The 22,902-nt window shown below is 60.3% G+C and carries 25 protein-coding genes; 15 read left to right on the forward strand and 10 right to left on the reverse strand.

Annotation, left to right across the window (positions count from 1 at the left end):
* The first annotated feature begins 9 nt into the window (after nucleotides 1-9).
* From FHT87_RS15530 to FHT87_RS15550, 5 genes are read left to right on the forward strand one after another with little or no spacing between them, the layout of a single operon-like run.
* Nucleotides 10-303: a nucleotidyltransferase family protein gene (locus tag FHT87_RS15530; protein WP_183731915.1), complete on the forward strand. Its 294-nt coding sequence runs from the start codon at nucleotides 10-12 to the stop codon at nucleotides 301-303.
* Nucleotides 304-335: 32 nt separating this feature from the next.
* Complete coding sequence (locus FHT87_RS15535) at nucleotides 336-662, forward strand: HepT-like ribonuclease domain-containing protein (RefSeq protein WP_281411223.1); 327 nt, start codon at nucleotides 336-338, stop codon at nucleotides 660-662.
* Nucleotides 663-667: 5 nt separating this feature from the next.
* The gene (locus FHT87_RS15540; protein ID WP_183803108.1) at nucleotides 668-1,168 is read left to right on the forward strand and encodes an ureidoglycolate lyase; all 501 of its coding nucleotides are present in this window, start codon (nucleotides 668-670) and stop codon (nucleotides 1,166-1,168) included.
* The gene (gene uraH, locus FHT87_RS15545; protein WP_183731906.1) at nucleotides 1,165-1,521 is read left to right on the forward strand and encodes a hydroxyisourate hydrolase; all 357 of its coding nucleotides are present in this window, start codon (nucleotides 1,165-1,167) and stop codon (nucleotides 1,519-1,521) included. The genes FHT87_RS15540 and uraH overlap by 4 nt, the downstream gene beginning before the upstream one ends.
* Before the next feature lies 1 nt (nucleotide 1,522).
* Nucleotides 1,523-2,272, forward strand: coding sequence for a metallophosphoesterase family protein (locus FHT87_RS15550; RefSeq protein WP_183803111.1), 750 nt, complete (start codon nucleotides 1,523-1,525; stop codon nucleotides 2,270-2,272).
* 2 nt (nucleotides 2,273-2,274) lie between these two features.
* Here FHT87_RS15550 and FHT87_RS15555 read toward each other — a convergent pair whose 3' ends face one another.
* The 3 genes from FHT87_RS15555 to FHT87_RS15565 form a co-directional block, all read right to left on the reverse strand.
* Complete coding sequence (locus FHT87_RS15555; protein WP_183803115.1) at nucleotides 2,275-3,408, reverse strand: alpha-hydroxy acid oxidase; 1,134 nt, start codon at nucleotides 3,406-3,408, stop codon at nucleotides 2,275-2,277.
* A gap of 85 nt (nucleotides 3,409-3,493) precedes the next feature.
* On the reverse strand, nucleotides 3,494-4,816 hold the full coding sequence (guaD, locus tag FHT87_RS15560) for a guanine deaminase (RefSeq protein WP_183731898.1): 1,323 nt from the start codon (nucleotides 4,814-4,816) through the stop codon (nucleotides 3,494-3,496).
* Nucleotides 4,813-6,051, reverse strand: coding sequence for a urate hydroxylase PuuD (locus FHT87_RS15565; RefSeq protein WP_183803118.1), 1,239 nt, complete (start codon nucleotides 6,049-6,051; stop codon nucleotides 4,813-4,815). Before FHT87_RS15565 ends, guaD begins: the two co-directional genes overlap by 4 nt.
* 167 nt (nucleotides 6,052-6,218) lie before the next feature.
* Here FHT87_RS15565 and FHT87_RS15570 point away from each other — a divergent pair, with 167 nt between their 5' ends.
* The gene (locus tag FHT87_RS15570; protein WP_183731892.1) at nucleotides 6,219-6,413 is read left to right on the forward strand and encodes a hypothetical protein; all 195 of its coding nucleotides are present in this window, start codon (nucleotides 6,219-6,221) and stop codon (nucleotides 6,411-6,413) included.
* 354 nt (nucleotides 6,414-6,767) lie between these two features.
* On the opposite strand, the gene FHT87_RS15575 is transcribed toward FHT87_RS15570, so the two are convergent.
* Nucleotides 6,768-8,297: a winged helix-turn-helix domain-containing tetratricopeptide repeat protein gene (locus tag FHT87_RS15575; protein ID WP_183731889.1), complete on the reverse strand. Its 1,530-nt coding sequence runs from the start codon at nucleotides 8,295-8,297 to the stop codon at nucleotides 6,768-6,770.
* A 250-nt stretch (nucleotides 8,298-8,547) separates the two neighbouring features.
* On the opposite strand from FHT87_RS15575, the gene FHT87_RS15580 reads away from it, so the two are divergent.
* Nucleotides 8,548-8,880 carry a hypothetical protein gene (locus FHT87_RS15580; protein ID WP_183731886.1) on the forward strand — a complete coding sequence of 111 codons (333 nt, stop codon included), beginning with the start codon at nucleotides 8,548-8,550 and terminating at the stop codon, nucleotides 8,878-8,880.
* Between the two features lie 35 nt (nucleotides 8,881-8,915).
* Here the strand turns inward: FHT87_RS15580 and FHT87_RS15585 are convergent, their stop codons facing one another.
* Nucleotides 8,916-9,812 carry a LysR substrate-binding domain-containing protein gene (locus FHT87_RS15585; RefSeq protein WP_183731884.1) on the reverse strand — a complete coding sequence of 299 codons (897 nt, stop codon included), beginning with the start codon at nucleotides 9,810-9,812 and terminating at the stop codon, nucleotides 8,916-8,918.
* 100 nt (nucleotides 9,813-9,912) lie between these two features.
* Between FHT87_RS15585 and FHT87_RS15590 the strand changes: the two genes are divergently transcribed.
* A complete protein-coding gene (locus FHT87_RS15590; protein WP_183732764.1) occupies nucleotides 9,913-10,110 on the forward strand; it encodes a hypothetical protein in 198 nt (65 codons plus the stop codon).
* Here FHT87_RS15590 and xdhC read toward each other — a convergent pair.
* The 4 genes from xdhC to FHT87_RS15610 form a co-directional block, all read right to left on the reverse strand.
* On the reverse strand, nucleotides 10,086-10,937 hold the full coding sequence (xdhC, locus tag FHT87_RS15595) for a xanthine dehydrogenase accessory protein XdhC (RefSeq protein WP_183803121.1): 852 nt from the start codon (nucleotides 10,935-10,937) through the stop codon (nucleotides 10,086-10,088). The genes FHT87_RS15590 and xdhC overlap by 25 nt on opposite strands.
* Nucleotides 10,938-10,939: 2 nt before the next feature.
* Nucleotides 10,940-13,276 carry a xanthine dehydrogenase molybdopterin binding subunit gene (gene xdhB / locus FHT87_RS15600; protein ID WP_183803124.1) on the reverse strand — a complete coding sequence of 779 codons (2,337 nt, stop codon included), beginning with the start codon at nucleotides 13,274-13,276 and terminating at the stop codon, nucleotides 10,940-10,942.
* Between the two features lie 181 nt (nucleotides 13,277-13,457).
* Nucleotides 13,458-14,924 (reverse strand): xanthine dehydrogenase small subunit, encoded by a 1,467-nt coding sequence (gene xdhA, locus FHT87_RS15605; protein WP_183803127.1) that lies wholly within the window; start codon nucleotides 14,922-14,924, stop codon nucleotides 13,458-13,460.
* A gap of 27 nt (nucleotides 14,925-14,951) precedes the next feature.
* The gene (locus FHT87_RS15610) at nucleotides 14,952-15,728 is read right to left on the reverse strand and encodes a 3-hydroxybutyrate dehydrogenase (RefSeq protein ID WP_183731872.1); all 777 of its coding nucleotides are present in this window, start codon (nucleotides 15,726-15,728) and stop codon (nucleotides 14,952-14,954) included.
* Between the two features lie 181 nt (nucleotides 15,729-15,909).
* On the opposite strand from FHT87_RS15610, the gene glpK reads away from it, so the two are divergent.
* Nucleotides 15,910-17,403, forward strand: a complete 1,494-nt coding sequence (gene glpK / locus FHT87_RS15615) for a glycerol kinase GlpK (RefSeq protein ID WP_183803130.1) — start codon at nucleotides 15,910-15,912, stop codon at nucleotides 17,401-17,403.
* Between the two features lie 3 nt (nucleotides 17,404-17,406).
* Here the strand turns inward: glpK and FHT87_RS15620 are convergent, their stop codons facing one another.
* Entirely contained in the window at nucleotides 17,407-18,270 is an 864-nt protein-coding gene (locus FHT87_RS15620) for a hypothetical protein (RefSeq protein ID WP_183731856.1), read from the reverse strand.
* Between the two features lie 286 nt (nucleotides 18,271-18,556).
* On the opposite strand from FHT87_RS15620, the gene FHT87_RS15625 reads away from it, so the two are divergent.
* From FHT87_RS15625 to map, 6 genes are all read left to right on the forward strand, one after another.
* On the forward strand, nucleotides 18,557-18,931 hold the full coding sequence (locus tag FHT87_RS15625; protein ID WP_183731850.1) for a YciI family protein: 375 nt from the start codon (nucleotides 18,557-18,559) through the stop codon (nucleotides 18,929-18,931).
* Nucleotides 18,928-20,187, forward strand: coding sequence for an RNA polymerase sigma factor (locus tag FHT87_RS15630; protein ID WP_183803133.1), 1,260 nt, complete (start codon nucleotides 18,928-18,930; stop codon nucleotides 20,185-20,187). Before FHT87_RS15625 ends, FHT87_RS15630 begins: the two co-directional genes overlap by 4 nt.
* Before the next feature lie 78 nt (nucleotides 20,188-20,265).
* Nucleotides 20,266-20,523, forward strand: a complete 258-nt coding sequence (locus FHT87_RS15635) for a type II toxin-antitoxin system Phd/YefM family antitoxin (protein ID WP_183732761.1) — start codon at nucleotides 20,266-20,268, stop codon at nucleotides 20,521-20,523.
* Nucleotides 20,523-20,945 (forward strand): type II toxin-antitoxin system VapC family toxin, encoded by a 423-nt coding sequence (locus tag FHT87_RS15640; protein WP_246699611.1) that lies wholly within the window; start codon nucleotides 20,523-20,525, stop codon nucleotides 20,943-20,945. Before FHT87_RS15635 ends, FHT87_RS15640 begins: the two co-directional genes overlap by 1 nt.
* Before the next feature lie 100 nt (nucleotides 20,946-21,045).
* Nucleotides 21,046-22,104: an LLM class flavin-dependent oxidoreductase gene (locus FHT87_RS15645; protein WP_183731841.1), complete on the forward strand. Its 1,059-nt coding sequence runs from the start codon at nucleotides 21,046-21,048 to the stop codon at nucleotides 22,102-22,104.
* Between the two features lie 40 nt (nucleotides 22,105-22,144).
* Nucleotides 22,145-22,894 carry a type I methionyl aminopeptidase gene (gene map / locus FHT87_RS15650; protein WP_183731838.1) on the forward strand — a complete coding sequence of 250 codons (750 nt, stop codon included), beginning with the start codon at nucleotides 22,145-22,147 and terminating at the stop codon, nucleotides 22,892-22,894.
* Nucleotides 22,895-22,902: the final 8 nt, after the last annotated feature.

Raw genomic sequence — 22,902 nt, forward strand, 5'->3', positions numbered from 1 at the left:
GATACGGCGATGAGACCGTCGGAAGTGTTGGAAAAGAACAGGCAGGCGATCCGCGAAGCGACCAAACGCTTCAATGCAGCAAACCCGCGTGTCTTCGGCTCCGTCGCCCGTGGCGAGGATCGGCCGGACAGCGATCTGGACATTCTGGTCGATGCGCTGCCCGGCAGCACATTGCTGACGCTTGGTGGTTTGCAGGATGCTTTGGAGCAGATGATGCTTGGCACGTCGATCCACCTTCTGACCCCCGGCGATTTTCCCGAATCGATCCGCACCCGGGTTCTTTCCGAGGCCAAGCCCATATGAGCGAGAGTCGTATCCCGTATCTTCTCGAGCGGATGCGATCGGCCGCGGCCGAGGCCCACGCAATGATCGCTGATGTCGGCAAGCAGCGGTTTATCGAGGATATCGTCTTGCAGCGCGCTGTCGGAATGAGTCTCCTGATGGCGTCGGAGACCGCTGCTCAATTGATGAAGATCCATCCCGAATTCGCCGTAGAACACCCCGAATTTCCCTGGGGCGCGATGCGCGGCATGCGCAACCGCATCGCGCATGGCTATTTCGACATTGATTTGGAGAACGTCTGGGCCACAGCCAAAGACGATGTGCCTGATCTGCTCGACAGGCTTGATCTTGTCCGCAACTGGCGTGCGCAAGGCGAATAGGTCCAATGTCCCAATATCTCGAAATACAGAATCTCACGCGATCCGCCTTCGCGCCCTTCGGCGACGTGATCGAAGCCGATCCCGCAACAATGCGCTATATCAACGGCGGCAATACCGAGCGTTTCCATGCGCTTGCAGCGCCCGAAGCTGAAGGCGAGGGCGCTCGTATCATCATCAATCTCTTTCGCGGCCAGCCGCGTGCTTTTCCCTATGAGATCGGCATGATGGAGCGGCATCCTTTCGGCAGCCAGAGCTTCTCGCCGATCTCGGGCCGCCCTTTCCTCGTCATCGTTTCGGAAGATGAAGGCGGTCGCCCGGCGCGGCCGCAGGCCTTTCTCGCGCGCGGCGATCAGGGCGTGAATTACCGGCGCAATGTCTGGCATCATCCGCTGATGGCGCTTGGAGAGCCGAGCGATTTTCTCGTTGTCGACCGTGACGGGCCAGGCAACAATCTGGAAGAATTCTTCTTCGACGAGCCCTTCATCATCAAAGAGCCAGGCCTATGACCGGACTGACCACCCATGTTCTCGATACTGCACTCGGCAAGCCGGCACAGGGGTTGCGGATCGATCTCTTTCACATCGAGGGTGAGCTTCGCCACCATATCAAGACCGTAGAGACCAATGCCGATGGCCGTGTCGATGGCGGGCCAATCCTGATCGGCGAGAGCTTTCGCGCCGGTACCTACGAACTGCTTTTTCACGCCGGAGATTACCTCAGGGCAAACGGGACGCCTCTGCCGCATCCGGCTTTCCTCGACCTCGTGCCGATCCGCTTCGGCATTGCCGATACTGCGGCGCATTATCATGTGCCGCTGCTGATCTCGCCCTATGGCTATTCCACCTATCGCGGGAGCTGACATGCGCTTTGCTGCGATAGCCGATATCCATGGCAACTCTCCGGCACTGGACGCCGTGCTGGCTGACATCGCTGCTCAAGGGATTACAGATATCGTTAATCTCGGCGATTGTTTCAGCGGTCCGCTGGAGGCGGGCAAGGTGGCGGATCGGCTGCTATCGCTCTCCATTCCGACCGTGCGTGGCAATCACGACCGCTATCTGATCGAAGGACCGCCGGAGGAGATGCATATATCGGATGCCGCCGCCTATGCACAGCTTGGTGCAGCTCATTTCGATTGGCTGCGGTCGCTGCCGGTCGAACTGGTCTACTGGGATGAGATCTATCTCTGCCATGCAACGCCTCATGACGATAACCTCTACTGGCTGGATATGGCTGTTGCCGACGGCAGCGTGGTGCTCAGGCCGCAGGCGGAGATCGAAGCGCTGGCGGAAGGTATCGAAAGCCCGTTGATCCTGTGTGGCCACACGCATATTCCCCGTATGGCAGCACTTTCCGGCGGCCGTCTTATCGTCAATCCCGGCAGTGTCGGCGGCCCGGCCTATGACGATGACAAACCCTATCTGCACAAGGTCGAAACCGGCCACGCAATGGCGAGTTATGCGGTGCTGGAAAAATCGGCCAGCGGATGGACGGCGCAATTCCGCAATCTCCGATACGACAACATGGCCATGTCGGTCTTGGCAGAAGCCAATGGCCGCCCGGAATGGGCATCCGCGCTCGCGACGGGCCGGATGCCGCAATCTTACTGACATCAGGCAATAATCGAGGAGTCCACATCCTTGATATCGCGTTTGCCGCAGAGCGCCATAGTGACGTCCATCTCCTTGCGGATGATTTCGAGCGCCAGCGTGACGCCCTCCTTGCCCATGGCGCCGAGGCCGTAGAGAAAGGGGCGGCCGATATAGGTGCCGCGGGCGCCGAGCGCCACAGCCTTCAGCACATCCTGGCCGGAGCGGATGCCGCCATCCAGATGCACCTCCATGCGGTCGGCGACGGCGTCGACGATATCAGGCAGCATGCTGATCGAGGAGGAGGCGCCATCGAGCTGACGGCCACCGTGGTTGGAGACGATAATTGCGTCGGCCCCGGTATCGACGGCCTGCTTTGCATCCTCGACGTCAAGGATACCCTTGATGATCAACGGGCCGCCCCACCGTTCCTTGACCCAGGCAACGTCCTTCCAGGAAAGCTGCGGGTCGAACTGCTCGTGCGTGAATGTCGAAATCGACGAGAGGTCCGTGACTCCCTTGGCGTGGCCCAGGATGTTGCCGAAGCTGCGGCGCTTCGTCTTCATCATGTCCATGCACCAGAAGGGGCGCGTCGCCATCTGCCAGATATGTTTCGGCGTGAATTTCGGCGGGGCGGACAGGCCGTTGCGTAAGTCCTTGTGGCGTTGGCCGAGGATCTGCAAATCCGCTGTCAGTACCAGCGCGGAGCACTTTGCCGCTCTGGCGCGGTTGATGAGATCAAGCACGAAATCCCGGTCCCGCATGACATAAAGCTGGAACCAGAATGGTTTGGTCGTGACGGAGACGACATCCTCGATCGAGCAGATGCTCATGGTCGAGAGCGTGAAGGGCACGCCGAATTCTTCCGCTGCGCGGGCCGCCAGCATTTCGCCATCGGCATGCTGCATGCCGGTCATGCCGGTGGGCGCAAGCGCCACCGGCATCGACACCGTCTGGCCGATCATCGTCGTCTCGAGCGTGCGGTCGGTCATGTCGACCAGCACGCGCTGGCGCAGCTTGATGTCGCGAAAATCGGCTTCGTTCGCGGCATAGGTCGATTCCGTCCAGGCACCGGAATCCGCATAATCGAAGAACATCTTCGGCACGCGGCGCTGAGCTATTTTCTTGAGATCGGCAATGGTAAGGGGTCTGGCCATGAAGCGAATCTTCAGATCTGAACGGTTCGCTCATGTACCACGCTTTTTCGGCGCTTTGCTATTTGATTCCAGGGCAGTTTTTGCCTCAGCCGGCAGCTTCGGAAAGCTGACCCTTCACCGCCACGCCGGCCACATAGGTTTCGGTCACCGAGCGGTCGTCGCCCATGGTCTGCAGCAGGAAAAGCTCCTCCGGCAATGTCTTTACCACTTCCATTTTCAAGGCCATGGCTGGCGTTGCAGCGGCGTTGAGAACGACGAGGTCGGCATCCGTACCTGGTTCCAAAGTGCCGATCCTGTCAGCCAGCGACAGCGCCTCGGCATTGCCGAGCGTCATGTAGTAATAGCTGTCCAGCGGGTTCAGTCGTTCGCCGAGAAGCTGCTGGATTTTGTAGGCCTCATCCATGGTCCGCAGCATGGAATAGCTTGAGCCGCCGCCGATATCCGTGGCGACGCCGATGCGAACGGGCTTTTCGCGGCGGACCAATGCCTTCAGCGGAAAGAGGCCGGAGCCGAGGAAGAGGTTGGAGGTCGGGCAATGGACGGCGACTGCACCGCTTTCGCTCATGGCATCTGCTTCACGATCCGAAAGATGGATGGCGTGGCCGAAGAGGCTCTTCGGTCCGAGCAGGCCATAGCGGGCGTAGATATCGGTGTAGTCGGTCGCTTCCGGATAGAGCGCGCAGGTGAATTTGATCTCGTCGTGGTTTTCCGAGAGGTGCGTCTGGATGTGAAGATCGGGGAATTCACGGGCGAGCGCTGCCGTCGCCTCCATCTGCGCCGGTGTCGAGGTGATGGCAAAGCGCGGCGTGATGGCGACGTGGTTGCGGCCCTTGCCGTGCCAATCGGCAATCACCTGCCGGGTTTCGTCGTAACCCATCTCAGGTGTGTCGAGCAGGCCCTGCGGCGCGTTGCGGTCCATCATCACCTTGCCGCCGATCATGCGCATGTTGCGGCGCATGGCTTCTGTGAAATAGGCGTCGGCCGAGGTCTTGTGAACGGAGCAATAAGCGACGGCCGTCGTGGTGCCGTGGCGGATCAGCTCGTCGTAGAAATGCGTGGCGATCTTTTGCGCATGGTCGCTCTCGACGAAGCGGCATTCCTCCGGAAAGGTATAGGTGTTCAGCCATTCCAAGAGGTTTGCGGCATAGGAGGCGATCACCTGCATCTGCGGGAAATGCAGATGCATGTCGATGAGGCCCGGCATGATGAGATGCGGGCGATGATCGATCTCGTTGATGTCGGCTGGGGCCTTCGCCCTCACGTCGGCATAGGCGCCGACAGCGGCGATGATGCCATCCTCGATCAAGAGGCCGCCGTCCGTTTCGTAAAGATAGCTTTCGCTGTCTGCGAGGCTTAGGGGCGCACGGCGGAAGGAGAGCAGGCGCCCGCGCAGAAGTGTTGTGGTCATTCTTGTTTGCCTTCGGCTGCGCTTTCGAACCAGGCGACGAGCAGCTTGCGCTCGTCGGGCGTAATGTCGGTTACGTTGCCCGGCGGCATGGCATGGCTTCGTCCGGCCTGTATATAGATTTCGCGCGCATGGGCGGCAATTTCCGCGTCATTTTCCAGAATCACACCGTTTGGTGGCCGGGCGATACCTTCATAGACCGGTTCTGCCGCATGACACATGGAACAGCGCGTGCCGATCAACTGCTTTACCGCAGGAAAATGCGGATCGCCGGCAAATTGCTGGAAGGCTGGAGCGACGGATACGGTCTGATCCTCGCGGGTCAGCAGCTTGGGCACGGTCGACAGCCACATGATGAGGATGAAGAGCACGACCGTGACGATCCAGGTCCAGGTCGGCCGGCCCTTGCGGGCATGCGTGGTGTTGAACCAGTGGCGGATCGTGACGCCCATCAGGAAGACGAGAGCCGCGATCACCCAGTTGAAGGCAGTGCCGAAAGCCAGCGGATAGTGGTTCGACAGCATGAAGAAGATGACGGGCAGCGTCAGGTAGTTGTTATGCAGCGAGCGCTGCTTGGCCATGTAGCCATATTTGGCATCGGGAGTGCGGCCCGCAATCAGGTCGGCGACGACAATCTTCTGGTTGGGAATGATGATCATGAAGACGTTGGCTGACATGATCGTCGCCGTGAATGCGCCAAGATGCAGGAAGGCGGCGCGGCCGGTGAAGACCTGCGTATAGCCCCAGGCCATGAAGACCAGCACGACGTAGAGAACCGCCATCAGGCCCCAGGTGTTCTTGCCGAGCGGCGACTTACAGAGCAGATCGTAGATGATCCAGCCGAAGCCAAGTGATGCGAGCGAGATCAGGATCGCTACCGGCTTCGAAATATCGAGCACGTGGCGATCGATGAGGAAGAGATCGGCTCCACCGTAATAGACGATGCAGAGCATCAGGAAACCGGAGAGCCAAGTGAAATAGCTCTCATATTTGAACCAGGTCAGGTGTTCCGGCATCTCGGCTGGCGCCACCAGATATTTCTGGATGTGGTAGAAGCCGCCGCCATGGACCTGCCATTCCTCGCCGTGAACACCGGCGGGCAGATGCGGGCGCTTCACCAGGCCGAGGTCGAGCGCAATGAAATAAAAGGACGATCCAATCCAGGCGATCGCTGTGACGACATGGAACCAGCGCGCCGCAAAGGCCAGCCACTCCCAGGCTATTGCATATTCATACATTCAGTTCCCCTGTTCTTCTTCCCGACTCGTGAGATTGCGAGAAATTCCGACGAGAAGAAAGGGGGATCGTGGGGTTTCTTGCCGCAGCGGACATTGCAGGAAGAGCTTGCCGGGTTTGGCATATGTGCTAAGGCATCGCCAGAGACGCTATTAGGAGCCGCTGAAACATGCAGATCGAAGTCCCTTGCCCGAAGTGCCGCAACACGCGCATGAAGTTTCCGCGCCCGCAGCCGATCGACAGCGACATCATCACCTGCTTCAGCTGCAATTTCGAACTCGGCACCTACGGCTCGATCAAGGCCAAGATGGTGGCGATGCTCAATCGTGTCGCGGCTGCCGAGCAGCAGAAGAAGAAGCACTAGTTTACGGCTTCAGCCGGTTCAGCTGTGCTGAGCGGGAAGGGTCCGCGGCCAGAACCGCAAGCCTTTGCGGATGAAGGCCATTAGTCCGGCGGTCTGCGGACCGGCTGAGCTTGGCACTTCTGGCTCAGCGATACAGTCGGCAATGTCCTCCAGCAGGCGGGTATCGAATGGACCGACAGATCGTGGGGCAGGGGTTAGCTTGCCTTGGTCGAGCGACAGGATCATCAAGGGCGATAACATCGGGGACCTCTCACAATGCGCGCTGTTTGCGCGCGATGGGAGGAGATTGGCCCGCTTGCTTGCGTCGGGTCCTTTAGCGACAGCCTAAAAGACCCAAAGAATGCCGAAACATTCCTAAGCTTCCGGCAGGCCTGCCTCGCGCAGGCCGTTGAGGATAGGGGACAGGCGCTCGGGAACTTTGGTTGCCTGTCCGCTCGCGATGCTTGCCAGCGTGCTGTCAGGCGCGATGCGCAGGAGATGCTGCAGGAAGCGTCTTGCCTCTTCTTTCCGTCCGAGAAGCATGTTGTCGGCGATCAGAATCCAGACTGTCGGATCGAAATTCGGGTTCAGCGCCAGAGAGCGTGACGCCCAGAGAAGCGATTGCTCGTAATTGCCGCGGATCATCTCGATATCGGCGAGGCCGCTGAAGGTGATGTGGGCGTAGGGATCAAGCGGGCTCAGGCGGTGGGCGCGCATGAGATATTCCTGCGCCTGATCAAGATTGCCGCAATGAAGATGAGCAATTCCGGCTCTGACGACGACGCTGAGGCTGTTGGGGTTGAGGTCGACGGCCGCCTGCATGATCGCCAGGCCCCAATCATATTCGCGCCCGACCTGAATGAGCGACATGCCGCAGGTGGCCATGATCGTGGCGTCGCCTCTTGCCAGTTCGATACCCCGGCGCGCAAGCGCGACGCATTTTTCTGCATCGTCGGGTCCGAAAGGCGGCCAGCCCATCGTTCTGCGATGTTCGAGCGTATAAGAGGCGAGCGCCAGAATACGGGCATTGTCCGGCTCGCGCCGGAGCGCCTCAGTCAATAGCGCATGCGCCTCGGCATTCTGACTGGAGGTTTCCGCGAGGATCTTCGGCAGGACCTGCAGACAGAGATCGTAGACGGAAATGCTGCCGGGTCGCTCACGGCGTGCGCGTTCCAGCTCGGCTTGCTGGACATGGGGTTCGATGCCGATGGCGACAGATTCGGTAATGCGGTCCTGAAATTCGAAGACGTCCTCGATACTGCCGTCGAAACTTTGTGCCCAAAGCTGCACATTGGCCGCGGCATCCACCAGCCGAGCATAGATGCGCAGTCTGTTGCCGGATTTGCGCAGGCTGCCTTCCAGCACATATTTGACACCGAGTTCGCTGGTGATTTTCCTGATGTCACCCGTGCCCCGATAGACGAAGCTGGTATTGCGGGCGATGACGGCAAAAGCCTTGAAGCGGCTCAGCGCCGTGATGACATCGTCAACGACGCCATCGGCAAAATATTGCTGCTCGGGATCACCGCTGAGATTTTCGAAGGGCAGCACTGCAAGCGAGGGGAATATGTCATCCCCGATATCGGCAAGTGGCGCCTGGCTCCTGAAAAGGCGATAGCCCAGGCGCGGCAGCGTGACGATCCATTCCTGCCCGTCCGGCCGCTGCCCGAGCGCCTTGCGCAGATGCGCGATCTGTACTGAAAGATTGCCTTCCTCGACTATCAGTCCCGGCCAGCCCGCTTCGATCAACGCGTCCTTTCCGACCGGGCGTCCGTCGGCTTCGAGCAGCGCCTTGAGCAGTGAAATCGCGCGCTGGCCGAGCGCAACTGGCTGGCCATCCCGCCGCAGCACGCTGCTGCCGGGGTCGAGCATGAAACGGCCGAAAGTATATCGCTGCTCTTCCATCGGAATACTTATATCCGCGCAATTTGAGGTGGCAATCTGGTTGTGCGTCATGCTGTGAAGCGGGCGTGTCACTCGTGTGCCTTAAAAAATCGCCGATTTCTGCGGCATTTTATCCAATGCTGATGCTCCGATGTGGAACAGCCGATTCCTTGAAATGTGAAATTTGGGTTACAGTTTTTAAACGCAGCCGCCGGGATGAGGTGGAAACCGCACGAAACTGGCGGCGCATTCATCGACGGAGAAGATGCCCATGCGCAGCATTCTGACATGCGTGATGATTGCATATGCGTCGTTCGCGACAGCCCACGACGCCGGTACGGGTTGGAGTTACGACCCCTACTGTTGCAATGGAAATGCCGAAACCGGCGATTGCCAGATGATCCCGTCCAAGGCCGTTGCCATCACGCCGGATGGTTATCGTTTGACGCTGAAGCCTGGCGATCACCGACTTGTGACGCGCTACCATGTCTTTCTGCTGCCGATGACCAAGGCGATGCATTCGGGTGACAGCGATTACCATCTCTGCCTGTTCCCGAACGAGGATACGCCGCGATGTTTCTATGCGCCCGAGATGGGCTTTTGAGCGAGATTTAAGATCTGTCGCGTTCGCGCGAGAGTTCAGTCCTGCTCGACATTGAATTTTTCCAGCAGCCATTTCCGGAAGTTTCTGATTTTCGGAACGTTGCGCCTATTTTCGGGATAGGCGAGCCAATAGTCGCGCCCATCGTTGCCGGTCAGTTCGAAGGGCTGATAGAGCCTTCCGGTGGCAACGTCTTCCTGGAAATGACCTGGGTTGAGCATGGCAACACCGCCTCCGGCCATGGCGATGCTGGCATCGAGGATCTGCGTGCCGAATTCGCTTTTCGGATAGCGCGAGAGATCGGCATCCTTGACGCCGGCGGCAGCAAACCACTGCGCCCACCATGGATCGCCGGCGCTGATCAGGGGCAGTTTCAGAAGATCTGCGGGCTCGTGAACGCCACCGATTTCGGCTGCGAGCTTCGGGCTCAGCATGGGGGCGAAATCAAGCTTCATAATGCAATGGCTGATGAGGCCCGGCCAATCGCCGCGACCCCAGCGGATCGCGACATCGGCCGCTTCTTTCTGAAAGTCGACGATGTTGCCCGAGGTGACGAGCCTGACGGCAATATCGGGAAACTGCAACTGGAACGCGCCGATGTAGCGCGAAAGCCATTGCTGGGCGAAGGTCGCCGTCGAATGAATCGTCAGCGTTTCCTCGGTCGCCTTGCGCATCGAAGCCATGGCTTCGATCAGGATGTTGAATGCTTCGGAGACCTTGGGTGCCAGATGTTCGCCCGCTTCCGTCAGCTCGATCTGACGCGGACGGCGCAGGAAAAGCGGCTCGCCGATATTCTCCTCCAGGAGCTTGATCTGATAGCTGACGGCGGTCTGCGTCATGCCGAGTTCGTCGCCTGCCTTGGTGAAACTGCCGAACCGGGCCACGGATTCGAAGACGCGCAGCGCGTTCAGCGGGAACTGCTTCGACAGTTTCATGGATAAGTTCTCTTTATGGATGCAGACGGTTGTTCGATTGGAATTGCAGCATTTTTCCCGGCAAACTGCAATCATCTCATCAAACCATCAAGGTGATGTCATGGATTGCCAAGCTATCGAAGAGTGCCGTTCCCCCGCAAAAGAGGCATTGATCACCGTCCTCATCCGCCGGCTGGCCTGGGGGATCGGCAGCCGGATGCCGCAGCTGGACATGGACGTCACACCCGATCGCATCAAGCGCGATCTCGGTTTTCTGGATGGACGCGATCCGCGTTACGAGGACGATCGGTTGCGATAGGCGGAAAGTGCGGCCAGGATTTCGGCTGTTGTCATGGCGGCGATCACTTCGGGGCGTTTGTCCTTCACCGCCGATCCGCCGATCGGCAAAGTGAGGCGATCGAGCCAGGAGCGCTCGCCGCCTGCCTCACGGGAAAGCCAGCTTGCAAAGGTGGCGCGCTTGGTCGCAGAACCGATCATGCCGATATAGGCAAAATCGGTGCGGGCGAGCGCTTCGCTGGCGATCAGGAAATCCAATGCGTGGTCATGGGTGAGGATGACGAGTGCCGCGCCGGCCGGCATATCCTTCACCAGTGCCTCGGGCATCGGCACCGACCGGCTTTTCGTCAAGACCGGAAGGTTGGCGAGTTCATCCTGCCGGGTCTCGATGACGGTGACCGAAAGCGGCAGTGGCGCGAGTGCTGCGACAAGCGCACGGCCGACATGGCCGGCACCGAAGACATAGACTTCCGGCAGATGTTCGGCTTCGCTTTCCTGTTTTTTCTTCAGTTCATCCGTGACCGCATCGGTCACGCGCCGGAAGCGCAACTGCGTGCGGCCGCCGCAGCACTGGCCGATTTCCGGCCCGAGCGGAATATCCATCATATCCGTGCCGCCGGTGCCGGCGAGCAATTCGCGGGCATTGTCGATGGCGATGAATTCGAATTGGCCGCCGCCGATGGTACCCCAGACGCTCCTTGCAGAGACCAGCATGAAGGCGCCGGTCTCGCGTGGCGTCGAACCTTGCGTGCCTGATATTTCGACGAGGATCGCTTCGGGTTGGAGGGCCAGGAAGGCGCGGAAGTCGCTGCCGGGCACAAAACCGGAAAGGATTTCGCGCCGCGTCATGGTTACACCCTCTTCATCCTCTCGACCGCCATCAGTACGCGTTCAGGCGTTGCGGGCGCATCGAGATGCGGGCAGACGCGATAATTCGCGACGCTCGCGACAGCCATGGAAAGAGCCTCCAGCACCGAGATCGCCAGCATGAAGGGTGGCTCGCCGACGGCTTTGGAGCGGCCGATTGTGGCTTCGGTATTTTCGGACCATTCGGCCAGGCGCACGTTGAAGATCTTCGGCCGGTCGGAGGCAAGCGGGATCTTGTAGGTAGAAGGCGCATGTGTGCGGAGCCGCCCCTTGTCATCCCACCAGAGCTCTTCCGTCGTCAGCCAGCCCATGCCCTGGACGAAGGCGCCCTCGACCTGGCCGATATCGATCGCCGGGTTCAGCGAGCGGCCGACATCATGCAGGATATCGGTGCGGTCGATAAGATATTCGCCGGTCAGCGTGTCGATCGACACTTCGGTGCAGGCGGCGCCATAGGCGAAATAGTAGAAGGGCGTGCCACGGCCGGCCTTGCGGTCCCAATGGATTTTCGGCGTCTTGTAGAAGCCGGCGGCTGAGAGCTGCACGCGGGCGAAATAGGCCTGCTTGATGAAATCCGGGAAGGGAATTTCCAGATCGCCGACCCGCACGCGGTTCGGCAGGAAGACGACTTCCTCGGCCAGGACACCCCATTTCTCCGTAGCGAAAGCGACGAGCCGCTCTTTGAGCTGACGGGCTGCATCGAAGGCGGCCATGCCGTTCAGGTCCGAGCCGGAGGAGGCGGCGGTGGCCGAGGTATTCGGCACCTTGCCCGTCGTGGTCGCCGTGATCTTCACCCTGTCGATATCGACTTGGAAACTGTCGGCAAGAACCTGCGCCACCTTGGTGTAGAGGCCCTGACCCATTTCCGTGCCGCCATGGTTCAGGTGGATCGAGCCGTCCTGATAGATATGGACGAGCGCGCCGGCCTGGTTGAAAGCGGTCATGGTGAAGGAGATGCCGAATTTGACCGGCGTCAGCGCGATGCCCTTGCGGATATAGCGGCTGTCGCGGTTGAAGGCGACGATGGCGTTGCGGCGGGCGCGGTAATCGGCGCTGTCCTCCAGCTCCTCGACGACGCGGGCGATGATATTGTCCTCGACCTCCTGATGATAGGGCGTGGTCGTGCGTCCCGAACCCGGCTGGCCGTAGAAATTCAGCTTGCGGATATCGAGCGGATCCTTTCCGACGGCATAGGCGATCTCCTCGATGAAGCGCTCGGCCCCGAGCATGCCCTGCGGGCCGCCGAAACCGCGGAAGGCGGTGTTGGAGACGGTATGCGTCTTCAGCGGCTGCGAGGTCAGATGCACATGCGGGTAGAAATAGCTGGAATCGGCGTGGAAGAGGGCGCGGTCGGTGACCGGGCCTGACAGGTCCGAGGAGAAGCCGCAGCGGGCCGAATAGGTGGCGTCGACGGCATGAATGCGGCCTTCCTCATCGAAGCCGAGTTCGTAATCGACGCGGAAATCGTGGCGCTTGCCGGTGGCGCTCATGTCCTCGTCGCGATCCGGACGGAACTTGATGGCGCGCTTCAGCTTCTTGGCGGCGATCGCGGCGAGGGCTGCGAACTGATTGCCCTGCGTTTCCTTGCCGCCGAAGCCGCCGCCCATGCGGCGCACGTTGACCGTCACGGCGTTCGAAGGAATGTTCAGCACATGGCCGACGATATGCTGGATTTCGCTCGGGTGCTGTGTGGACGACCAGACAGCGACCTCATCATCCTCGCCCGGGATCGCCATGGCGATATGGCTTTCGAGATAGAAATGCTCCTGGCCGCCGATGCGCATGCGGCCCGTCAGCCGGCGCGGGGCGTTGGCCATTTCCGTTTCCGGCTCGCCGCGCTTCAGCGTCATCGGCGTGATGACAAGCGGACTGCCATTTTCAATAGCCCCGTCGATATCGCTCCAGTGCGGCAAGTCGCGATATTCGATCTTTGCCTTGCGGGCAGCGCGCCGCGCAATCTCGCGGGTCTGCGCGATCACCGCGAAGATCGGCTGGCCGTGGAACTGAACCAGAGTTTCGGCGAGCAGCGGTTCGTCATGGCTGCCGTTCGAGCTGACGTCGTTGACGCCGGGAATGTCCTTGCCGGTGAAGACCCAGACCACGCCGGGATAGGTCTGGACCTCGGACAGATCCATCGAGACAATCTCGGCATGGGCGCGGTCGGACAGGCCGAGTGCGCCGTGCAGCAGATCGGACGGTTCAGGAATATCGTCGATATAATCGGCACTTCCGGTGACATGCTTATGCGCTGAATCATGGCGCAGCGAGATATGCATCTGGCCGTTGATGAGCTTGCGTTCCTCGAAGGTGGATTTGTCCATCAGATGACTCCTTCGCAAGGGAACGCGGTGCCGTGTGGCCCCCTCATCCGCCCTTCGGGCACCTTCTCCCCGCTGGGGAGAAGGGAATGCCGCGCCGTCTCATTACCCCCTTCTCCCCTCGGGGAGAAGGTGCCCGAAGGGCGGATGAGGGGGCGGCTTGTGCTGACATATGCCGTCTTCATCACGCCACCTCCTCGAACCGCTTCAGTTCGGCGGGCGCACCGACCGTTTCGAGGTAAAACCGCGTCAGCAGGTTCTTGGCCGTCAGCTGGCGGTATTCGGACGTGGCGCGCCAGTCCGTCAGCGGCTGGAAATCGGCATCGAAGGCGAGGCGGGCGGCCTCGACGGTCGCCTCGCTCCAGGGTTTGCCGATCAGTTCGGCCTCGACGCTGCGGGCGCGCTTCGGCGTTGCGGCCATGCCGCCGAAAGCGATGCGGATGTCGGTAACGTGCTCCGTCTCATCCAGCACCAGATGGAAGGCACCGAGGACGGCGGTGATATCCTCGTCGCGGCGCTTGCTGATCTTGTAGACGGCAAATTTCGCGTCGGCGGCCGGATAGGGCACGAACAAGCTTTCGACGAATTCGTCGCGCCTGCGGTCCTGCCTTCCATAGGCGATGAAATAATCTTCGAGCAGCAGCGTGCGCGTGCCCGCAGTCGAGCGCAACGTCAGCTGTGCGCCGAGTGCGATCAGCGGCGGCGGGCTGTCGCCGATCGGTGAGCCGTTGGCGATATTGCCGCCGATCGTGCCCATATTGCGGACCTGCTCGCCGCCGATGCGGGTGATGAGGCGGGCAACGGTCGGAATTTTCCGGGCAATGGTTTCCAAGGCGCGGGTATAGGTGACGCCGGCGCCGATGGTGATGCCGGTCTCGCCTGCGGTGATCGACTGAAGCTCCGTCAGGTGATTGATGAAGACCACGGGATTCAGTTGCCGCATCTGTTTCGTCACCCAGAGGCCGACATCGGTCGAGCCGGCAACGACCGTCGCTGCGGGTTCTGCGGCCAGGATCTTCGCCAGTGCCTCCAGGGAGCGCGGCACGATCAGACGGCCTTCTTCCGACGTGACCGTCAGCGTTTCCGATGCCTGCATGGCCCAGAGGCGGGCGATGATTTCGGCGCGGGTCTTTTCCAAGGGATCGAAGAGCGTGCTCGGGCGCTGCAGGCTCACCTGTTCGGCTGCCTTGACGATGGGCTCGTAGCCAGTGCAGCGACAGAGATTGCCCTGGAGCGCCTTTTCGATCTCGGCGCGGTCGGGTTTCTCGTTGGAGAGCCAGAGGCCGTAGAGGGACATGACGAAGCCGGGTGTGCAGAAGCCGCACTGCGAACCGTGGCAATCGACCATGGCCTGCTGCACCGGATGCAGCGTGCCGTCTTTCGCCGCCAGATGCTCGATCGTGACCACGTGAGTGCCCTGAAGGGAGCCGATGAAACGGATACAGGAATTGACGGATTCGTAGAAAAGCTTGCCGTCAATCAACCGGCCGACCAGCACGGTGCAGGCGCCGCAATCACCCTCGGCGCAGCCTTCCTTCGTGCCTGTCAGTCGCCGCCTCAGCCGGAGAAAATCAAGAAGAGTCTCGGTCGGCCGGACGTTCTCCAAGGAAACGTCCTCGCCATTGAGGATGAAGCGGATGCTGTCGTTCATGATGTTCCCGGTTGTTTTTCCAAATGGTTATGCCGCCGTCCAGCCCCCGTCAATCGAGATATGCGTGCCGGTTACCTGTCGGGCTTCCTCGCTTGCGAGGTAGAGGGCGAGCGCGCCGATCTCCTCGGCCTTGACGAATTCATGCGTTGGCTGCGCCTTGAGGATGACTTCGGTCTTGACCTGTTCCTCGGTCATGCCGCGCGCCTTGGCGGTATCCGGGATCTGCTTTTCGACCAGCGGGGTCAGCACGTAGCCGGGGCAGATGGCGTTTACCGTCACGCCGAATTCGGCAAGCTCGAGCGCTGCCGTCTTCGTCAAGCCTAATATACCATGTTTTGCCGCTACATAGGCAGATTTGAAGGGTGAGGCGACCAAGGCATGTGCCGAAGCGATGTTGATGATGCGGCCATGCTTTTTCGCCTTCATCAGCGGGATCGCGGCGCGCATCGTATGGAAGGAGCTGGACAGATTGATGGCGATGATCTGATCCCACTTCTCGATCGGGAAATCCTCGATTTTCTCGACATGCTGGACGCCGGCATTGTTGACGAGAACATCGACCGTTCCGAAGGTCCTGCCGGCGGTCTCGATCAGGTCGGCGATGTCAGAGGGTTTCGTCATATCGGCCGGATGATAGAGTGCCTTTGCCTTCGACGATGATTCAAGGCGCTCGACTATATCATTGATTTCCTCATTCTTTCCGAAACCGTTGATGACGAGGTTGTCGCCCCTGGCAGCGAAGGCGGTGGCGATCGCGAGCCCGATGCCGCTGGTGGAGCCGGTCACGACGACTGTTCTGCTCATGCTTCTTCCTTCCTGACTATGAGATGCTGCATTGCAACGTTGAAGCGAGGTTATGCCCAAAGGCGGCGGGCTGGCAATCGGGAAGTGGCTGAGGGACAAGAGCACTGCTTACGCCCTTCCAAGCCAGGCGGACCTGCCCTATTGATTTGCTACGACAACAGCATGCAGCGGGAGGAATCGCATGGGTGGATATGTTCTGGCGGTCGATCAGGGAACGACCTCGACGCGGGCGATCGTCTTCGACGGCGATATGAAGATCGCCGGCATGGGCCAGAAGGAATTCACGCAGATCTATCCGCGATCCGGTTGGGTGGAGCACGATCCCGAGGAAATCTGGGATTCGGTCGTTTCAACCGTCCATATGGCACTGCGCGAAGCCAAGGTGACGGCCAAGGATATTGCCGCACTCGGCATCACCAATCAGCGTGAGACCGTCGTCGTCTGGGAGCGTGAAACCGGCAAGCCGATCCAGAATGCGATCGTCTGGCAGGACCGGCGCACCGCAAGCTATTGCGACAATCTCAAGCGGCAGGATCTCGAGCGCACCTTCACGAAGAAAACAGGCCTCATCCTCGATCCCTATTTCTCCGGAACGAAGCTTTCCTGGATGCTCGCCAATGTGAAGGGTGCGCGCGCAAGGGCAGCGCGCGGCGACCTCTGCTTCGGCACGATTGATACGTTCCTCATCTGGCGGCTGACGGGTGGCAAGAGTTTCGTGACCGATGCGACCAATGCATCGCGCACGCTGATGTTCAACATCGCGACCAATGAGTGGGACGAGGATCTGCTCGACATCCTGCGCGTGCCGGCCGCGATGCTGCCCGAAGTCAAGGATTGCGCCGACGATTTCGGCACGGTCGATCTGGAGATTTTCGGCGCGGCCATTCCAATCCTCGGCGTTGCCGGCGACCAGCAGGCGGCAACGATCGGCCAGGCCTGCTTTGAGCCGGGCATGCTGAAATCGACTTACGGCACCGGCTGTTTCGCGCTCCTGAATACCGGAAGCGACATGGTGCGATCGAAGAACCGGCTGCTGACGACGATCGCCTATCGCCTTGACGGTGAGACGACCTATGCGCTGGAGGGCTCGATCTTCATTGCGGGGGCGGCGGTGCAGTGGCTGCGCGATGGCCTCGGCATCATCGACAGGGCATCCGATAGCAACGACTTGGCGGAGAAAGCCGATCCCACGCAGGAGGTCTATCTCGTGCCAGCCTTTACCGGCCTCGGTGCGCCACACTGGGATGCCAAGGCACGCGGCGCGATCTACGGCTTGACCCGCAATAGCGGCCCCGCCGAGCTTTCCCGTGCGGCACTGGAGGCCGTCTGCTACCAGACGCGCGACCTGCTGGAGGCCATGCGGAAGGATTGGAAGAACGGCACCGACGATACGGTGCTGCGCGTCGACGGTGGCATGGTTGCCTCCGACTGGACGATGCAGCGGCTCGCCGACCTGCTGGAAGCACCGGTCGATCGGCCCGTCATTCTGGAGACGACGGCGCTCGGAGCAGCCTGGCTTGCCGGCAGCAGGGCCGGCGTCTGGCCGGATCGGGAAAAGTTCTCTGCCACCTGGAAGCGCGACCGGCGCTTCGAACCTGTCATGGACGACAAGACTCGTGCCGTCAAGCTCAAGGGTTGGAAGAATGCGGTGAAGCGGACGCTGAGCGAGGGGTAAGCTTCACTTCTGCTGAGGCGTTCGCAATTGCTGTTCCAGATCAGCTACCGTGCGTTCGAATTCCTGAACCTGGCGTCTACGATCTGTACCCTCGTCGAGGGACGCGGTCGCCTCCAGGGCGATTGCCAAGCACTGTTTTAGTCGCGGAAGATTTGTAGCCGCCATTTGCCCTTGAGCGGCGGCATTCAACGCGACCATTGCATGATAGGAGACAAAAGGCTGTTCTACCTTCGGGCGTTCCGCGAGCCAATTCAGCAATTCGTAATCGGGAAGCATTTGCAGAGATGCAATCGCCTGGAGCCTCTTTCCTGGTGACGGCGATCCTACCAACTCGTAACGGATGCGGGCTGCGGCCTTGCCGACCGTTCTCATCTGCGACATAATCGCCTCCATGGCTCGCGTCCTATTGGAACCGGACGGCAGTGAGGCACGAGTCTGCTCATACTGTGCTGCAAGTTGATCCACAATCTTACGGATGTAGTTTACGTCGGAATGTTTGGTGAGTTCGTCGACAGTTTCTGCGCGAGCGACATCTCCCGTGGTCGGCAAATCGCTTTTGCTGCCGGATTTTTCGGCACTCGCTTCGGCTTGTTTCAGCTCTGAGCTGATTTTTCCTTCCATTCCCCAGAACTTGAATTCGCTCAAACCACCCAGCATGGCCGCAATCTGTCGTCTAAAGAGGCTAACTGAAACAAGAACGACGATCGGCCAAGCAACCGATGAAATTAGTTGTGCGAATGCTTCTACTGTCGCTGGATCGACAAAATCTGGTTGTGACGGCGGTGTCGGGTTGGCGGCCGCTCGTAGCAGCTCAGTCAACGCGGCGATAAACTCAGGCGAGGGAGCGGTCTGAGACGTTTCGATCATGCCTATGCCCCAAGTCAACAGTGTGTATGACAGCCATAGACATTGTGTTTTTTCAACTTAAATCTCCGATTGTGGCCCATAAGACGAACGCCGCACGCGATCTACTTTTCCAGCCAGGATGTTGCGGTGCTCCAGAAGGTCACGTTGGCGCCGAGATTGCCGAGCCCATGCGCATCGTGAATCGGGATGCTTCGATCAGATTCACTCGTTTTCCCATCCGCAATTTTTTGATGCGGCCTGTCGGCCAAACGGTTACTCCTTCGTCATTCGGAAAGAGGAGCTACCGATGCTTTACGCAATCCTTTGCTACGCCAATGAGGAAACCGTTTTTGCCTGGACCGAGGAGGAAGAGGCTGCCGTCATGGGAAATCTCCATGCCGTGATCGAGCCGCTTGCCGCTGCCGGCAAGCTCGGCCCGACCGGCCGGCTGATGCCGACGACGACCGCAGCGACCGTGCGCAAGGGCAGGGACGAGGCCTTCGTTGTCGACGGTCCGTTTGCGGAAACGAAAGAGGCGCTTCTCGGCTTCTATACGGTTGATTTCGAAACGCTGGATGAGGCGATCGCCTTCTCGAAACAGCTTTCGGCGGTCAATCCGGGTTCCACCTCTTACGAAATTCGGCCGTTCTACACCTTCAGGCCGGGAGAGATCGCATCATGACAGACATTGCCTGGATCGACCTCGCGCTTGCCTCGGCCCGGCCGAAGGCGCTCGGCGCGCTGCTGCGCTATTTCCGCAATCTCGATACTGCGGAAGAGGCGTTTCAGGAGGCGTGCCTGAGGGCGATCCGGACGTGGCCGGAAAAAGGGCCGCCGCGCGACCCGACGGCCTGGCTGATCTTCGTCGGCCGCAACAGCGGCATCGATGCGGTGCGCAAGCGGGCGAAGATCCAGGCGCTGCCGGATGAGGATCAGATTTCGGATAGGGAGGATGCCGAAAGCGATATCGCCGATCGGCTGGACGATTCCCATTATCGCGACGATATCCTGCGGCTGCTGTTCATCTGCTGCCATCCGGACCTGCCTGCCACGCAGCAGATTGCGCTGGCGCTGCGCATCGTCTCCGGCCTGTCGGTCTCGCAGATCGCCCGTGCCTTCCTCGTCTCCGAAACCGCCATGGAACAGCGCATCACGCGCGCCAAGGCGCGGGTGGCGAAGGCCGGTGTGCCCTTCGAAACGCCGAGCCCGCAGGAGAGGGCCGAGCGACTGACGATCGTCAGCACGATGATCTATCTGATCTTCAACGAGGGCTACAGTCAGGCCGATCCGGAGCAGGAGGCGGCCGCCTTCAGCGACGAGGCGATCCGGCTGGCGCGGCTGATGCTGCATATCTTCCCCGCCGAGCCGGAACTGATGGGGTTGCTGTCCCTGATGCTCTTGCAGATTTCCCGCCGGCAGGCACGCTTCAGCGCCGAAGACGAGATCGTGCTGCTCGAGGATCAGGACCGTTCACTCTGGAACCAGCCCTTGATCAACGAAGCCCTGGCTCTGCTCGACAAGGCGCTGCGTCATCGCAAGCCCGGTCCCTATCAGCTCCAGGCGGCAATCGCCGCCGTTCATTCGCGCGCCAAGCGGGCTGAGGATACAGACTGGGTGGAAATCGATCTGCTTTATCGAGCGCTGGAACGTGTCCAGCCGTCGCCTGTGGTGACGCTCAACCGCGCGGTTGTGGTCTCAAAGCTGAATGGACCGCAGGAGGCGCTCGACCTGATCGAGCAGCTCGATGACAAGCTCGGCGGCTATTTCTACTACCATGGTCTGCGCGGCAATCTGCTGAAGCAGCTCGGCCGCATCGCGCAGGCGCGCGTCGCCTTCGATCGCGCCATCGCGCTTGCCCATTCGGCGGCGGAAGCTGCCCATATCCGCCGGCAGATCGACAAGATGCAGGAAGAGGCGGCGCAGCCAGCGACGAAATAAAGTCCAGCCCGCGAGCCTTCGATCTGGATTCGGATTGGCGAAGCCTCATATATGTAGTAATGTTTCTACATTGAGGTGATTGCCATGACCGTGATGACCAGCAGACAGTTCAACCAAGATAGCAGCAGCGCCAAAAAGGCGGCAGCGAAGGGTCCGGTTTTCATAACCGACCGCGGCAAGCCTTCGCATGTCCTCCTGACAATGGAGGAATATACCAAGCTTACCGGAAAGACGCTGAGCATCGCGGAGCGCTTTTATTCACCGGGTGCGGACGAGATCGATTTCGAGCCGCCGCGGATCGACGATGTCGGACTGAAGGCGGTTGATTTCTCCTGATGTATCTCATCGATACGAATGTCTTATCGGAATTTCGCAAGCTCTTGACCGGTCGCGCGGATCAAAGTTTTTCGCGATGGTTCGAGGGGGTGGCTATCGAGCAGCTACATGTTTCGGTCATGACGCTGTTCGAGATCGAATATGGCATATTGCGGCTTCAGCGTTACGACGCCAGGCAGGCTTCTGTTCTGGGTGACTGGTTCGAGCAGGCGAAGACCCAGATGCAGGGGCGGATCATCGATATTGATAGGGCCATCGCGTTGCGGTGTGCTGCTCTGCATATTCCCGATCCGCGATCGCAGCGGGATTCCTTCATCGGCGCGACGGCGCTCATTCATGGGCTGACGCTTCTTACCCGCAATGTGAGAGACTTCACGGGAATGGGTGTGGAAATCATCGATCCGTGGCAGGCACCGGCCTGACGCGGCCATCAACTTTATCGAACAATCCGTTCCAGAATTTCCGTTTGCTCCGAGCCCTGCCGGACCTTATCTCAGGGGCAAGTTCAACAGGGTGCCGATCATGGAACTGGGCCTTTATACATTTGCAGACGTCAATCCGAACGCTTCCCGCAAGGGAGTGGAAGCGGCCGAGCGGATCAGGCATCTGATCGAGGAGATCGAGCTCGCCGATCAGGTCGGGCTCGATGTCTTCGGGCTCGGCGAACACCATCGACCTGATTATGTGGCCTCCGCACCGGTGGTCGCGCTTGCTGCCGCCGCGACGAAGACCAAGACTATTCGTCTTACCAGCGCCGTCACGGTTCTCTCTTCGGACGATCCGGTGCGGGTGTTCCAGCAGTTTGCGACGCTCGACCTGATTTCCAACGGCCGTGCGGAGATCATGGCGGGGCGCGGCTCCTTCATCGAATCCTTCCCGCTCTTCGGCTACAATCTCGAAGATTACGACCAGCTCTTCGAGGAGAAGCTCGATCTTCTTCTGGCTCTGCGCGACAACGAGGTGGTCGACTGGAAGGGTGAGCTGCGCGCGCCGATCCATGGCCGCGGCGTTTATCCGCGGCCGCTGCAGGATCCGCTGCCGCTGTGGATTGCGGTGGGCGGTACGCCGCAGTCGGCAGCGCGCGCCGGTGCGCTCGGCCTGCCGGTGGCGCTTGCGATCATCGGTGGCGAATATCCGCGTTTTGCGCCGCTGTTCGATCTCTATCGGGAAGCGGCCCGCCGGGCGGGGCAGGATGCGACGAAGCTGAAGACCAGCATCAACGTTCACGGTTTCATCGCCGATACGACGGAGGCCGCGGCCGACCAGTTCTACGGTCCGCAGGCCGAAGTGATGAACCGCATCGGCCGCGAGCGCGGCTGGGGACCGACGAGCCGGGCGCATTTCGACATGTCGCGCGGCCCGACCGGCAATCTCTTCCTCGGCGATCCGGAACTGGTGGCAGAAAAGATCATTGCCGCCCACAAGGTTTTCCGCAACGACCGCTTCCTGCTGCAGATGGCGATCGGCCAGATGCCGCACGACCAGATCATGCGCGGAATCGAACTTTACGGTACAAAAGTAGCGCCGATCGTCAGAAAGGCATTGACTGGGGCTTCCGAAGACGCGAAATCCACCGCTTGACGAAGAGCCTGTCGCTCTCGGGTGAAACCGGAACGGGTCTATGGTTATCGAGAACGACGAGGAACTTACCAAGCTCAAGGATATCGGCCGCATCTGTGCCAACGCCATACAGGTGATGGCGGCGGCGATGGAGCCGGGCATGACGACGCTCGAACTCGACCAGATCGGCCGCAAGGTTCTGGAAGATGCCGGCGCGCGCTCGGCGCCTGAATTCTGCTACCAGTTTCCGGGCGCGACCTGCATCAGCGTCAACGAGGAAATTGCCCACGGCATTCCCGGCCCGCGTGTCATCCGTCCGGGGGATCTCGTCAATATCGACGTTTCGGCGGAAAAGGACGGCTTTTTTGCCGATACCGGCGCCTCTTTCGCCGTGCCGCCGGTCAAGTCGAAGATCGAGAAGCTGTGCCGGGACGGCCGGCGGGCGCTGTGGGTCGGCCTCAACCAGATCAAAGCCGGCGAGCCGCTGGCGAAGATCGGCAATGCCGTCGGCGCCTTTGCCCAGAAGAACCGCTATACGCTCGTTGCCAATCTCGCGAGCCACGGCGTCGGCCGTTCGCTGCATGAGGAACCGGCCGAGCTTTCCACCTGGCCCGATCCGTCCGAGCGGCGCATGATGACGGAAGGCCTCGTTTTTACCGTCGAGCCGTTCCTGTCGCTCGGGGCAACGTGGGCAGAAGGCGGCGATGACGCCTGGACGCTTTATGCCGATCCCCAAGCCCCGACGGTGCAGTACGAGCACACAGTCGTTGCAACCCGCAACGGGCCGATTATTCTGACATTGGCGGCTTGAGGGGCATC

This window comes from Rhizobium sp. BK316 (genome assembly GCF_014193695.1).
Lineage (GTDB): Bacteria > Pseudomonadota > Alphaproteobacteria > Rhizobiales > Rhizobiaceae > Rhizobium.